The organism is Lysinibacillus sp. FSL H8-0500 (assembly GCF_038051955.1).
Classification (GTDB): domain Bacteria; phylum Bacillota; class Bacilli; order Bacillales_A; family Planococcaceae; genus Lysinibacillus; species Lysinibacillus macroides.
Map to the genome: position 1 here is coordinate 4,205,917 of NZ_CP150292.1, position 12,546 is coordinate 4,218,462.

Below are 12,546 nucleotides of genomic sequence, written 5' to 3' on the forward strand. Positions count from 1 at the left end.
TCCCATTCCATCAAGTAATTAGGCGAATTGTACACAAACTTATCCTAAGCATATCGAAATCTGCTCGGTAACACAATTATCTGAAACAGTCATATACAATTTAAACGAATAAAGAAGAGCTGTTAGAAAGACAAAGCCTTCCCGACAGCCCTTTATCTATTATATAACGGTATTATTGTTTAGAGTGTTGCAAAATTAATCTTCTTCATCCTATTTTTTCTAATACTTACACCAAAAAATTGAAAAGGCTATGAAGCAGTCAATTACTATATGACTGTTCCATAGCCCTTTATTATTTAGATGGAAGATTGGTAACTATTGAGTCGCTTCTTTTGATTGCTTATATGACTTAGTTTTAATGCAGTTTCATTGAGCTCATGACGAATTCGCAAATTATTATTACTTTCTGTAGGAGCGAATGCTATATGACGAGTTGATTGCTGTGGTTTTGACGTAGCAATAGCACTGTACTTCTTTGCTTTATTTTTTTGCAAATTATTTTTAAAGGACTGCTGTTGGCTTTGCCCAAAATTATGACTAATATCTCCTGCATGTAAATACTGATTTTCCTGCCGAAAAACACTACTTGTCGTTGCATCTATCCTTGAAGTTCTCATCTATAGGTTACCCTCCTTTACATCCCCTTATTCTTTATAGGTATTTATATCGGTATTTTATTCTTAAAATTAATACCTTAGAACCATTTTCGTAAAAAGAGTTAGCAAAAGCACTATTTACTTTTGCTAACTCTTTATCTCCATACTATTTCCAAAAATCATCAAAGATTGTAATCGGCATATGACGTTTATGCTGAGAACGTAAATAATGACCTTCTACTATTTGACGGGCTACCTCAGGGATTTCCTTTCCCTCTAAATAGTCATCAATTTGATCATATGATATACCTAACGCTGCTTCGTCTGGCAATGCTGGACGATTCTCCTCTAAATCTGCAGTTGGCGTTTTCATATAAAGATGCTCTGGACATTGCAGTTCCGCTAATAACTGCTTACCTTGTCGTTTATTTAAACGAAATATTGGCATTAAATCTGCTCCACCATCACCAAATTTTGTGTAAAAGCCTGTAACAGCCTCTGCTGCATGGTCAGTTCCTACTACAACTGCCCCATTCATAGCAGCAATTGAATACTGCACCTTCATCCGTTCACGTGCTTTTTCATTCCCTTTTACAAAATCATTCAGCTCAATGCCGGCATCTGCTAATGCCTTTACGCTTGCATCAACCGCATTTTTAATATTCACTGTATACGTTTTTGTAGGGTTTATATAATCAATGGCATCCTGACAGTCCTGTTCATCTACCTGCACACCGTATGGTAAGCGTACAGCCCAAAATGAATATTTCGGTTCTCCTGCTTCAGTATTTAGTTCATCAATGGCAAGCTGTGTTAGCTTTCCTGTCAATGTGGAGTCTTGACCACCAGAAATACCAAGAACAAAGCCTTTTATAAAGCTATACTGTTGTGCATATTCCTTTAAAAAATCAATGGATTTTCGTATTTCCAGCTGTGCATCTATTGTCGGTAAAACATGTAATTCCTCAATAATTTGTTGCTGTAAGGTCATTGTACTTACCTCTCCTTTTACATTTGATTCACCATATTGTGGACTTCTTCAATATTTCGCATCTTATTATCCCAGCATTTTTGACTTAAATCGACAGGATATTCCTCTGGATTCATTGCACGTTTATATTCATCCCACAGCAATTCTAAATTTTCTGCTGCATAGTCACGCATTTGCTCTAGTGTAGGATGTTGGTAGTTTATTTCCCCATTTTTGATGACATGTTGATGTAAATTTTTAGCCTCAAAATTAGTGACAAATTTTGAGACAAATGTATGGACTGGATGGAACATTTTAATGCGTTCCTCTGCCTGAGGATTTTCATCGTGCATTGTAATATAGTCTCCCTCTGCCTTTCCATTTGTTTTATGGATAATACGGTAGACATTTTTCACGCCTGGTGTCGATACCTTTTCAGCATTCGCCGAAATTTTAATCGTATCCTCAAGACGTCCTTCACTATTTTCGATAGCCACCATTTTATAAACCGCACCTAAAGCCGGTTGGTCATAAGCTGTAATCAATTTTGTACCAATACCCCAAATATCCACTTTTGCACCTTGCGCCTTTAAATTTAAAATCGTATATTCATCTAAATCATTTGAAACAATGATTTTAGCATCGTGGAAGCCTGCATTATCCAGCATACGGCGAGCTTCTTTTGATAGAAATGCGATATCTCCACTATCTAAACGGATACCAATAAAGTTGATTTTATCTCCTAGCTCTTGTGCTACTTTAATAGCTGTTGGTACACCTGATTTCAGCGTATTATAAGTGTCAACAAGAAATACACAATCTCGATGACGTTTGGCATAGGCATGAAACGCATCATAATCATTTTTATATGCCTGTACTAATGCATGTGCATGTGTACCAGATACTGGAATGTTAAACAACTTGCCTGCTCGAACATTGCTAGTGGAGGAAAAGCCACCAATAAATGCCGCACGTGTTCCCCAAATAGCCGCATCCATTTCATGTGCACGTCGTGTACCGAATTCCATAGCTACTTCTTCTTTAATAATTTGCTTAATACGACTAGCCTTTGTGGCAATTAATGTTTGGTAATTCACAATATTTAGCAGTGCTGTTTCAATAAGCTGTGCCTCCACTAATGGGGCTTCAATACGAACAATTGGCTCGTTCGCAAAAACTAGCTCTCCTTCCACCATGGAATACATATCCCCTGTAAATCGAATATCTTTTAAATAATCAAGAAAGTCCTCTTGATAGCCCGCTTCCTCACGTAAATACGCAATATCTGATTCACTAAAGCGGAAATCACGCAGATAGTTCAACATTCTCTCTAGCCCAGCAAATATGGCATAACCATTGCCAAACGGTAATTTCCTAAAATATAATTCAAAAACAGCATTTTTATTATGTATGCCGTCAGCCCAATAGGATTCTGCCATATTGATTTGATATAAGTCTGTGTGTAGCGCTAAGCTATCATCTGTATAGTTTGAACTCACAAAAACCCCTTCTTCCGCTTTGATAATTAGTCCTAGTATACACTATATACCCAAATTCTTGCGTTTTACATCCTCCCTATTTGATGTTAGGTTTTCTAACATTAATAGTCAGAAAATTTCGAACTGTACACAATTTAGACATAAATTTTAATACCGCTTTCATTCCTTTTATAAATACCTTTCCACTAAATTATTTCGTGAGCAGAAATATATCATGTTATAAAATATAACATGAATTTCAAAATAATAATTGCGCTGATGTCCATAGCGCTTTAACATGTAAATTAAAATTACGCAAGGAGCTGATAGTGATGAAAAAAATCGAAGCAATCATTCGTCCTGAAGTTTTTGGAGCCGTAAGGGACGCACTTGCACAGGAAGGCATTGCAGGTCTTAGTGTTTCTGAAATTGCTGGCTGCGGTCGTCAGTTAGGGAGAACAGGCCTATTTCGCGGCAATATGTACGAAATCGAATTTTTACCTAAATTAAAATTAGAAATGGTTGTAGATGACAGCAAGGTTGATGGGACAGTTGAAGTTTTATTGCGCGAGGCAGCGACTGGTAAGGTTGGCGACGGGAAAATTTTTATTTATCCAGTAGAACAGGCAATTCGGATCCGCACAAAAGAAGTCGGATCCGTAGCCGTAGAATAAGGAGGCGATTTCAATGGATGAGGTTTTGTTATCTGTTAACTTAGTTTGGGTCATGCTTGGGACGATTTTAGTATTCTTTATGCATGCAGGATTTGCCATGGTTGAGGCAGGATTTACACGCTCTAAAAACGCAGTCAATATTATTATGAAAAATTTCCTTACCATTTCACTTGGGGGCATTATCTATTTCTTCTGTGGCTACGCAATTATGTTTGGGGATACAGCAGGTGGCATTATTGGCACAAGCGGCTTTGCATTAAAGGGTGTTGATGATCTTTCATTCTTTATCTTCCAAACAATGTTTGCTGCCACAGGTGCAACGATTTTATCTGGCGCTGTTGCAGAGCGTACAAATATTTTTGCTTATGTTGCTATTATCATACTTATGACTTTAGTAGTTTATCCTGTCGTCGGTCATTGGGTTTGGAGCGGTCAGGGCTGGTTAACAGACTTAGGCTTTGTGGACTTCGCTGGCTCAACGGTTGTGCACTTAACAGGCGCTATCGCAGCATTTGTTGCAGCTGCTATGATTGGACCACGACTTGGTAAATATGATAAAAATGGCCGTGTCAATGTGATTACAGGACATAGTATTCCATTAGGCGCTTTAGGTGTGTTCCTCCTCTGGTTTGGTTGGTTTGGCTTTAATGGCGCATCTACTTTAGCAGCTGATCCTGCGCTAGTGCCAAGTGTTATTGCTAATACATTTTTTGCAGCAGCAGCTGGTGTAGTTGCAACTGCCTTCTATACTAAATTCCGTTATGGACATATTGATGGCTCTTTAACATTAAACGGCGCTTTAGCAGGACTTGTAGGTATTACAGCAGGTGCCGCCAACGTTAGCATTATTGGCTCTCTTGTGATCGGTATGATCGCTGCTCCATTACTTGTTGAGGGTGTACGTTTCCTTGAATGGAAATTAAAAGTGGATGATCCAGTAGGTGCAATTGCTGTTCATGGTATTTGTGGTGTATGGGGGACATTAGCTGTTGGTTTATTTGATATTGGCGGTCAAGGCTTATTTTATGGCGGTGGCTTCGCGTTACTAGGTGTGCAAGCAGTCGGTGTTATTGCTACAATTGCTTGGGTTAGTGTATCTGTCACAGCAGGTTTATTCATTATTAAAGCCTTTATCCCATTACGTGTAACAGTAGAAGAGGAAGTTGCGGGTCTTGATATAATGGAACATGGAACGCCAGCTTATGAATTCCAAGACATCTTTAAAAGCTCCGCTGTACGAGGAGAAACGTTCGCTCATCGTTTAACGCATTTTGGTAAAACACCAAACAATGTACATGAAGAGCACGTATAGTCAGTCATTAAATCTGCGCTGTCATCTCAGTGATGGCAGGCAGATTTTTTTAGGCTTATAAGTTCTAAGCTCTCTCTAACTCTAATAAAAATTCCTTCATAGCAAGTCCACTTCGAAAGCCTGTTAACTGACCATTTTTACCAATCACACGATGGCATGGGATAATGGCTAATATTGGGTTTGCGCCAATTGCTCCACCTACAGCTCTTACTGCCTTTGGGTTTCCAATTCGTTGCGCAATATCTGCATACGATACAGTTGTGCCATATGGTAGTTCTCTCAATGCATCCCATACAGCTAATTGAAAGGGTGTCCCCTTCACATGGATAGGCACATCAAATTCAGTAAGCTCCCTTTTAAAATAGGCTGTTAACTGTTCTATATAGGGCCAGAGCTTTTCTTTATTTTCCTCAAAGCTATATCCTTTAAATGGCTTTCGTGCCCATACTTCAACCTCATCAAACGGCATATTTGGTGTGCCAATATAGACAATACCCTCGTCTGAAGCCACAATATACATATCTCCCTGCTCATATGTAAATTTATCAACATATAATACTGTCATTGCCTCTGCTCCTTATTTTTCTAATTTTCATCTGCATCTTTTACGGATTTCATGCTACAGTTAGTTTACTTAACTATTGCAAAGGAGTATCCATCCATGAATACGCTATACGAGCCTGCTATTCACTTTCAACAAGTTCATTTCTCAGTAAATGATAAAACGATATTAAAGTCAATTACAGGATCATTTCCAAAAGGGCAAATTACGACACTGGTTGGGCCTTCTGGTGCGGGTAAAACAACCCTATTGAAATTATGTAATGGCCTTCTTTCAGCAACACAAGGGCATATACGGATCGATCAGCAACCCATTTCTGCCTTTGAACCAACAGCCTTAAGAAGACATGTTGGCATTGCTCTGCAGGCTGCCCCTATGATTGCGGGTACTGTATGGGAAAACCTTGCCCTTCCTCGCACATTGCAAGGGAAAAAGCTCTCACAACAAGAAGCAACTCAATATTTAGAGGACGTCGGATTAGCTAAAAGCTTTTTGCATCAATCAATCGATGAATTATCAGGAGGACAGCGGCAAAAGGTCTCCATTGCAAGAACACTTATTAATCAGTCCTCCATTTTATTATTAGATGAAATTACATCCGCACTTGACCGTCAATCCGTCCAAGAAATTGAAAAGTTAATTGTCACTATTAATGAAAAATACAATGTCACAATGATTTGGATTACCCATAATTTACAACAAGCATTAACAATCGGTCATTATACATGGGTGATGATGGATGGTGAGCTAATTGAGGCGGGCAGAAGCACCTTACTTAATGCACCCACAAACCCGCGTGTAGCAGAATTTATACAGGGGGCGAATCTATGACATACACAACGTTATCATTAACACTAATTTTTGTCTGCATTCCCCTCCTACTATCTAAAACATTAAAGCTAGGGCTTGAAAAAGATACACTTATCGCAACAGTTCGCTCCATCGTCCAATTGCTTGCAGTGGGCTATATTTTAAAATTTGTCTTTAATGCAAATAGTTATAGCTATATTTTTCTGATGGTTGCATTAATGATTATTGTTGCGACATTAAATGCACGGAAAAAGGGAGCAGGTATCAAGGGCATAACATGGAAGATCGCGCTTACCCTTGTTGCGATAGAAATTGTTACACAAGGCGTCTTACTCGGCTTTCATATCGTGCCGGCAACTGCTCAATATATCATTCCTATTAGCGGTATGTTAATCGGCAATTCCATGGTATTATCTATTTTATTTTTAAATCGTTTTATAGCCGAAATCACCAGTCATAAGGATGAAATGGAGCTTATTTTATCCCTAGGTGGAACACCAAAACAGGCTATTCACCGTCAGTTGATTAGTGCTATAAAAGCTAGTATGATTCCTACTATTGAAAGTCAAAAAACAATCGGCTTAGTGCAGCTTCCAGGTATGATGAGCGGACAAATTATCGGTGGAGCTGATCCTATCCAAGCTGTACAGTTTCAGCTTTTAATTATCTTTGCACTGCTTACAACAGCAACCTTATCTAGTATCATGATTGGCTTTTTAAGCTATCCTGTGCTGTTTAATGAGCGCATGCAAATATTTAACACGACAAACACACGTGGGAACAAAATGTGAATATACAGTATCCTTAGTTCTTAAAAGGAAATGAACGAGTGATTCAATTATTTAAATTTAGTAACAGACAAACGCTAAACGAGAAAAGTCCAACAGAAAATGGGCATATTATATACGTATACAAAGACCGTTGAAAAGCACATAGATGTATCGAAAAACGTGAACCCTGGGAGCGTACAGATATCAATCGGCTTCCTCAAAAGTAAGGAATGGACAGGACTTAAACCATAACCATAACACATAATACGATGATCATAGACGGCAAAACAACGACAGAAAAAACTATTACTAAATATGAGGGGAAATCGCACGAGTGTTTCGAGGATATTAGATGGTAGAAAGCTATCATTGGCATTTAATTATGACCTTTCGTGGAATACCTATCATGCACTGAAAAACAAACAGCTTTTTACTTAAATATCATCCGAAAAACAGCTTTACATGTATGCAAACTGGATGACACAGAAAAAGTTGAGACTACCGAAAAAATGATTTATGATTTGTGCCAACCCAACCAAACATTTAGAAAAGTTATTGGATTTATAAGGAATCCTGAAAAAAGATAACTACGAAACGAGACACTTATCAATGAACTACTAAAAAATTTATTAAGACACATATTCATGTGGTTGTTGTGCAATTAGACAAATAAAATATCGCTATTTAAACCTTTATATGGTAATATTATTTTATAAAAACCATAATTTAGGTATTATCTCCATAAAATAAAAGTGTCGTCTATTTTAGAAATGATAAAACTGGCAAGGCTATCTGTTTCTACTGTCATTAATAATTAAAAGTATATCAAGGAAGAAAAGAGAAAAGTGGTATTAAGATGCAAAAATTGAACTATCAACCTATTATTGTTACTAAACCACAAGTAAAAGTTATTGATGTTACTAGTTTTTATGGTTCATGTAGAGTCAAAGTAAGTAAAGGAATTGGAGGAGAATCATGAAGAAATTTTCACTTATGATTTTATCAATATCTATATCGCTGTTTCTGATTAGTTGTAGCGAAGAAGGTCAGACAGAGGAAAGATTTCTGTTTGCAGGGGAGATTGACAAAATAATTGTGACTGGTAAAGGTGTCAACCGTGATTTAGGTACACGTACTATTGATAGTGATGCTGAAATTAATGTAATTAAAGAAGCTATGCAAGATGTTGCTGTATCTTCAAAATTCCGCACATTCGAAGAAGCCTTATTCGAACTTGAAGTCATATTTAAAGACGATTTAAAGGAAACTATTGATATATGGTACTATCCGTCAGCTAAAACAAGTGTTTTTTATACAGATAAAATCTACTATTCGATGAATGTTTCAAGAGTTCCAGCGTTAATTAAACTCTTCGAATCCTTTAAATGAATAGTGTAAGATAATAAAATTTAAAAAGGAGATGAGTTTTATGAAAAGATTGTTTGCTTTAGTAATACCTCTTATTTGTTGTATTGTATTATTGAGTTTTGGTAATCGTGCTTTGGCTAATGAGCAATTAAATAATGCAGAGGAAATAAGTTATAAACAGGAGGCACAAAGGGAATTATTCGATACTTTGGTTAAAAAGTTAACTATGACACATATGAATATGAGTACAGAAGATTACGGTGATTTATTCTTTGATGAAAATGGAAAACTACATTTCAAATATAAAGAAAGTGTAGTTTCTTCCAATAAAATTTTACAACAGCTATTGGTCAACCTTCGGTCAAATGATATAGAAGTGGAGGCAGGCACATATACACATAAAGATTTACTCGAACAACAAGCGGCTGTCTATCAGGAAATAATAGACTACTATGGAGGAGAAGGCAATTTACCTACTATTTCTTTAGTATCAGATATTTTTGATGAGAAGGTAAAACTCTCATACAATTCTTTAGAGGAAGATTTAATAGCAGAACTAAAATCCAAGTATGGAGATATTTTAGTGTTTTCAAAAAAAGAATTTGAAATACTCGAACTTTACAAATCCCAAAAAGGGAATTGGACCAATTTGGGTGCAGGAATTGGTATTAATATTAATGGAGAGGGTTGTTCTGTTGCGGGAATAGCAAGTAAAAATGGATCTTATTTTTTAATAACTGCTTCTCATTGCTTTCATGGAACTGTAGCATCTAATGGAACTGGTACTCTTGTGAAACAATTTACTTATAATGTAGGTCGTCAACATGCCCAAGCAATGGGAGCAAACTTAGATTTTGGCTTAGTAAAAATAATGGATAATGCTTTAAGTGGAGGGCGATATGCTACTAATGGTATTAGAATATCAACAGATAATAGTACATTAGAAATTTTTGATAACAAACTAATAGCTGCTGACTCTACTAGTCCTGCATTTAGTCAAGTAGTATGTCGTGCGGGTATTATTACAACGAAACAATGCGGTAGAGTAATTCAAAAAGGAGCTATTACGAACAATTGGGCGGATGGGAAAACTAGAAAAGTTTCTATAGTAGTTCCTGATGACTCAAGTGGATTTGGTACAAATGGAGATAGTGGAGGACCTGTATATCGTCCAAATACAACTGGAAATACTTTAACTGGTGTACTTGTAGGTGGAAATGCTTCTTACACCTGTTTTACAGATATAATGGATGGGTTAAATTATTACAGTGCATACTTGTATACAAGTAATTCGATTGTGAAGGTTGCAAATTAACAATAAGTAGTGGTAAATAGGACGTAAGCCAGAAATATAACAACAATATGGTCTTTCGATATGTATGACAAATAGCCGTGTATCCTTTGTTTTTGGATAGCGGCTATTTTGTATAGGTCGGTATGGTGCATTTCTGGGGTTTGCTGAATTGGAAGATTCAGTAACCCCATAGTAACTCCACTATGTATTATATATAGATCAATGATAAGTGCCAAATAATTTTTGTATTCGCAAAACGAAGTATACACGACAAATACAAGTGAGGAAAAATAGAAATATACAGTATATCCTCAGTTTTTAAAGGGAGCTGAATGAAATGAATGAGTGATTCAATTATTTAAATTTAGTAACAGACAAACACCAAACGAGAAAAGTCTAATATAAAATGAGCACAACACATGTGTATACAGAGATCGTGGAAAAAACGCATAGTTGTGTCCAAAAACGTGAATACTAGCAGCGCCCAGACATCAATTAGCTTCCTCAAAAGTAAAGTATGGACAGAACTTAAAATACGGCCATGACACATAATACGATGATCATAGGGCAAAACAACGATAGACACAAACTATCATTAAATGTGAAGGAAATCACACGAGCGATTCGAGGATATTAGATGGTGGAAAGCTATCATTGGCATTTAATTATGACCTTTCGTGAAGATACCCATCATGCACTGGAAAAACAAACAACTTTCTACTTAAATATCATCCGAAAATCAGCTTTACATGTATGAAAACTGGATGACACAGAAAAAGTTGAGACTACCGAAGAAACGATTTATGATTTGTGCCAACCCAACCAAACATTTAGAAAAGTTATTGGATTTATAAGGAATCCTGAAAAAAGATAACTACGAAATGAGATACTTATCAATGAATAGACAATTAAGTACCTCGTTTGGTAACCTTTTCTCAAAAAGCGAACCATCAAAAAATTTATTAGGACACATATTCATGTGTTTGTCGTGAAATACACTTAGTGCGAAATAATTATAGTTTTTAAAATTTATGCTATACTAAAAAGAAAATGCAGTTAGGAGAATGACCATGTTATTACGCGATTTTTTCATCCATTTATCTGAAAACCAACTATTAAATAGTGCTGCAAAGAAATACGGTCTAAAATTAGGTGCCCAAAGTGTAGTAGCTGGTACAAATGTTGAAGAAACAATTGCAAGCATTAAAGAACTGAATGCACACAATATTTCTTGTACAGTCGATAACCTAGGTGAATTTGTTTCAAGTAAAGAAGAAGCAACGAAGGCAAAAGAACAAATCCTTACTGTTATTGAAGCCATTCATGACAACGGTGTTGACGCCCATATTTCATTAAAGCCTTCTCAATTAGGCTTAGATATTGATGTTGATTTTTGCTATGACAACTTATATGAAATTGTAGAAAAAGCTGCTGCGTACGATATATTTGTTAACTTTGATATGGAAAATTATGATCGTCTTCAAGTATCCTTTGATATGGTAGAAGAGCTATCGAAAACATTTGATAATGTTGGAACAGTGATTCAATCATACTTTTACCGCGCAAAAGAAGATATTGAAAAGTTCAAGGACTATCGTCTACGTATTGTAAAAGGCGCTTATAAAGAGCCAATCGAGGTAGCCTATCAAGATAAATTAGATATTGACTTAAACTTTATTGAATTAATCGAATATCATTTGCTACATGGTAAGTTTACATCCATCGCAACACATGACCATAATATTATTGCCCATGTGAAACGCTTTGTAGCAGAGCATAATATTCCATTTGATAAATTTGAATTCCAAATGCTCTATGGTTTCCGTACAGAAATGCAAAAGGAGCTTGCTAAAGAAGGCTATAATTTCTGCGTCTATGTGCCATTTGGTGAGGATTGGTACGGCTACTTTATGCGCCGTCTAGCTGAACGTCCTCAAAACCTTAATCTTGTAACAAAGCAAGTATTTACGAAAAAAACAAATACAGTGCTTGCAGTAGCAGCAGGTGCATTCGTGCTTGGACGTTTAACAAAACGTAAGAAATAAAGCCATGTAAAAAGAACCTTGCCGCATTTTTAGTGCGATAAGGTTCTTTGTTTATTTATTCCAGCCCTTTTCCTTAAAACGTGCAATAGCTTCAATACGATTGCCGACATTTAATTTTTCTAAAATCGTGGAAATATAGTTGCGCACCGTTCCCGCTGAAAGAAATAGCTCTGCCGCAATTTCCTTTGTCGTCTTGCCCTCTGCTACAAGTGTGAGCACCTGACTTTCACGCTCCGTTAAAGGATTTTCACTATCATCCTCATAAACAAAATCAACAAGCTCCGGTGCATAGATGCGCTTACCGTCCACGATCGTACGGATAGCACTTACTAACTCCTCAATAGGGCTATCTTTTAATAAATACCCACGCACACTTGCTTTGCGGGCACGCTCAAAATAGCCAGGTCTTGCAAATGTTGTTAAGATAATCACCTTACATGTAGAGCTAGCATTATGCAATGCCTCTGCAGCATCTAAGCCCGTTTTCACTGGCATTTCAATATCCATAATACAAATATCAGGCTGATGCTCTTCCACAAGCATTAATGCTTCCTCACCATTTTTTGCTAAGCCAACGACCTCCATATCTTCCTCCATACTCAATAAAGAGCGAAGAGCGCCTAATAGCATCCCTTGATCTTCAGCAATCACAATTCGTATCATGTCA

At 36.8% G+C, this 12,546-nt stretch carries 12 protein-coding genes; 7 read left to right on the forward strand and 5 right to left on the reverse strand.

Annotation, left to right across the window (positions count from 1 at the left end):
• Nucleotides 1-296: 296 nt before the first annotated feature.
• From MHB44_RS20140 to MHB44_RS20150, 3 genes are all read right to left on the reverse strand, one after another.
• A complete protein-coding gene (locus MHB44_RS20140; protein ID WP_341300594.1) occupies nucleotides 297-617 on the reverse strand; it encodes an NAD synthetase in 321 nt (106 codons plus the stop codon).
• A 145-nt stretch (nucleotides 618-762) separates the two neighbouring features.
• Nucleotides 763-1,587 carry an ammonia-dependent NAD(+) synthetase gene (gene nadE / locus MHB44_RS20145; protein ID WP_341300595.1) on the reverse strand — a complete coding sequence of 275 codons (825 nt, stop codon included), beginning with the start codon at nucleotides 1,585-1,587 and terminating at the stop codon, nucleotides 763-765.
• 17 nt (nucleotides 1,588-1,604) lie between these two features.
• Entirely contained in the window at nucleotides 1,605-3,065 is a 1,461-nt protein-coding gene (locus tag MHB44_RS20150; RefSeq protein ID WP_341300596.1) for a nicotinate phosphoribosyltransferase, read from the reverse strand.
• A 311-nt stretch (nucleotides 3,066-3,376) separates the two neighbouring features.
• Between MHB44_RS20150 and MHB44_RS20155 the strand changes: the two genes are divergently transcribed.
• The gene (locus tag MHB44_RS20155) at nucleotides 3,377-3,718 is read left to right on the forward strand and encodes a P-II family nitrogen regulator (protein ID WP_341300597.1); all 342 of its coding nucleotides are present in this window, start codon (nucleotides 3,377-3,379) and stop codon (nucleotides 3,716-3,718) included.
• A gap of 13 nt (nucleotides 3,719-3,731) precedes the next feature.
• Nucleotides 3,732-5,030: an ammonium transporter gene (locus tag MHB44_RS20160; RefSeq protein WP_341300598.1), complete on the forward strand. Its 1,299-nt coding sequence runs from the start codon at nucleotides 3,732-3,734 to the stop codon at nucleotides 5,028-5,030.
• A gap of 64 nt (nucleotides 5,031-5,094) precedes the next feature.
• Here the strand turns inward: MHB44_RS20160 and MHB44_RS20165 are convergent, their stop codons facing one another.
• Complete coding sequence (locus MHB44_RS20165) at nucleotides 5,095-5,595, reverse strand: methylated-DNA--[protein]-cysteine S-methyltransferase (RefSeq protein ID WP_341300599.1); 501 nt, start codon at nucleotides 5,593-5,595, stop codon at nucleotides 5,095-5,097.
• A gap of 96 nt (nucleotides 5,596-5,691) precedes the next feature.
• Between MHB44_RS20165 and MHB44_RS20170 the strand changes: the two genes are divergently transcribed.
• The 5 genes from MHB44_RS20170 to MHB44_RS20190 all read left to right on the forward strand — a co-directional run bounded on the left by MHB44_RS20170 (nucleotide 5,692) and on the right by MHB44_RS20190 (nucleotide 11,879).
• Nucleotides 5,692-6,423: a phosphate ABC transporter ATP-binding protein gene (locus MHB44_RS20170; RefSeq protein WP_053995339.1), complete on the forward strand. Its 732-nt coding sequence runs from the start codon at nucleotides 5,692-5,694 to the stop codon at nucleotides 6,421-6,423.
• On the forward strand, nucleotides 6,420-7,193 hold the full coding sequence (gene fetB / locus MHB44_RS20175; protein ID WP_341300600.1) for an iron export ABC transporter permease subunit FetB: 774 nt from the start codon (nucleotides 6,420-6,422) through the stop codon (nucleotides 7,191-7,193). The genes MHB44_RS20170 and fetB overlap by 4 nt, the downstream gene beginning before the upstream one ends.
• A 954-nt stretch (nucleotides 7,194-8,147) precedes the next feature.
• Complete coding sequence (locus tag MHB44_RS20180; protein WP_053995337.1) at nucleotides 8,148-8,561, forward strand: hypothetical protein; 414 nt, start codon at nucleotides 8,148-8,150, stop codon at nucleotides 8,559-8,561.
• A 40-nt stretch (nucleotides 8,562-8,601) separates the two neighbouring features.
• Complete coding sequence (locus MHB44_RS20185; protein WP_341300601.1) at nucleotides 8,602-9,855, forward strand: trypsin-like serine protease; 1,254 nt, start codon at nucleotides 8,602-8,604, stop codon at nucleotides 9,853-9,855.
• 1,049 nt (nucleotides 9,856-10,904) lie between these two features.
• Nucleotides 10,905-11,879, forward strand: a complete 975-nt coding sequence (locus MHB44_RS20190; protein WP_053995334.1) for a proline dehydrogenase family protein — start codon at nucleotides 10,905-10,907, stop codon at nucleotides 11,877-11,879.
• A 51-nt stretch (nucleotides 11,880-11,930) separates the two neighbouring features.
• On the opposite strand, the gene MHB44_RS20195 is transcribed toward MHB44_RS20190, so the two are convergent.
• Nucleotides 11,931-12,542 (reverse strand): response regulator transcription factor, encoded by a 612-nt coding sequence (locus tag MHB44_RS20195; RefSeq protein WP_053995333.1) that lies wholly within the window; start codon nucleotides 12,540-12,542, stop codon nucleotides 11,931-11,933.
• Nucleotides 12,543-12,546: the final 4 nt, after the last annotated feature.

Excerpts from the sequence above, each read along its gene's own strand:
- fetB (WP_341300600.1), top strand. The coding sequence starts at position 6,420 with ATGACATACACAACGTTATCATTAACACTAATTTTTGTCTGCATTCCC.
- MHB44_RS20170 (WP_053995339.1), top strand. The coding sequence starts at position 5,692 with ATGAATACGCTATACGAGCCTGCTATTCACTTTCAACAAGTTCATTTC.
- MHB44_RS20180 (WP_053995337.1), top strand. The coding sequence starts at position 8,148 with ATGAAGAAATTTTCACTTATGATTTTATCAATATCTATATCGCTGTTT.
- MHB44_RS20185 (WP_341300601.1), top strand. The coding sequence starts at position 8,602 with ATGAAAAGATTGTTTGCTTTAGTAATACCTCTTATTTGTTGTATTGTA.
- MHB44_RS20195 (WP_053995333.1), bottom strand. The coding sequence starts at position 12,542 with ATGATACGAATTGTGATTGCTGAAGATCAAGGGATGCTATTAGGCGCT.
- MHB44_RS20155 (WP_341300597.1), top strand. The coding sequence starts at position 3,377 with ATGAAAAAAATCGAAGCAATCATTCGTCCTGAAGTTTTTGGAGCCGTA.
- MHB44_RS20140 (WP_341300594.1), bottom strand. The coding sequence starts at position 617 with ATGAGAACTTCAAGGATAGATGCAACGACAAGTAGTGTTTTTCGGCAG.
- MHB44_RS20165 (WP_341300599.1), bottom strand. The coding sequence starts at position 5,595 with ATGACAGTATTATATGTTGATAAATTTACATATGAGCAGGGAGATATG.
- MHB44_RS20190 (WP_053995334.1), top strand. The coding sequence starts at position 10,905 with ATGTTATTACGCGATTTTTTCATCCATTTATCTGAAAACCAACTATTA.
- nadE (WP_341300595.1), bottom strand. The coding sequence starts at position 1,587 with ATGACCTTACAGCAACAAATTATTGAGGAATTACATGTTTTACCGACA.
- MHB44_RS20160 (WP_341300598.1), top strand. The coding sequence starts at position 3,732 with ATGGATGAGGTTTTGTTATCTGTTAACTTAGTTTGGGTCATGCTTGGG.